This is a genomic window from Synechococcus sp. R6-10, assembly GCF_047461815.1.
In the GTDB taxonomy this organism is placed as follows: domain Bacteria; phylum Cyanobacteriota; class Cyanobacteriia; order Thermostichales; family Thermostichaceae; genus Thermostichus.
Map to the genome: position 1 here is coordinate 1 of NZ_JANSHW010000496.1, position 750 is coordinate 750.

Sequence of the window (750 nt, forward strand, 5' to 3'; positions counted from 1 at the left end):
AGAGCTCCAGATCTTTTCTCACCCGCTCTGTTGAAAAGGGCAGCTTGCTCACCACATTCTCCAAAAAGCGGCGGGTGCGTTCTTCTGGTTCTTCGTAAAGGGACTTGGCCACAACTTCATAGGCTGTGTAAAGGCCAACAGCTAAGACCCGGCTGTAGGCGTAGGGCGGCTGAGTCATGCGCTCCAAAATGGCTTTCAACCCACCCACATCTTCCGCCTCTGACTTGAGACAGAGGAGATCAAGTCTTTGACGGGGATCCCCGCTTCCCATCAACTCCAGCAGATCGCGGGCATTCTTGCGCAACACCTCCGGCTTGAGGTGCAGAGCCTTACAGAGGGCGTTGAAAATGGCTTCTCGCTGCTCAGGGGGGTGATAGGCTTCCATCAGCCCGTCGTAGAGGGTGACCAGCCCCAAGGCAAAAAACGGATCGTAGACGAAGGTGCTGTTGACGGTGGTCAGGTGCAGCTCCACCAACAACTCCTCCACCACCCGGCGATAGACGGCGTTGATCGGGCGAGGGTAGGCGCTGAAAAAGGCCGCTTTGGTGGCGGAGAGGGTGCGAACAGGATTCACAGGCAGACAAAAATGAGCTTGAGAATGGCTTCTCTGTTTTTTTATTCTCACCTGTGCTGACCCTGAGGGCAAGCTGTGTTGACATCCTCCCCGGCCTGAAGGCTGGAGATTCCTACCACGCTACGCATGGATGGCTCCTTGCGCAGTCGTCTCGGCGGGTTCCTGCTTCCGACCGC

Annotated in this window: 1 protein-coding gene; it reads right to left on the minus strand. The window is 56.7% G+C overall.

What is annotated here, in order from left to right; genetic code table 11:
* Window positions 1–574 (minus strand): photosystem II biogenesis protein Psp29 (psb29, locus tag NW837_RS12710; RefSeq protein ID WP_414332006.1); only part of this gene is annotated, 574 nt, incomplete at its 3' end.
* Window positions 575–750 lie beyond the last annotated feature (176 nt).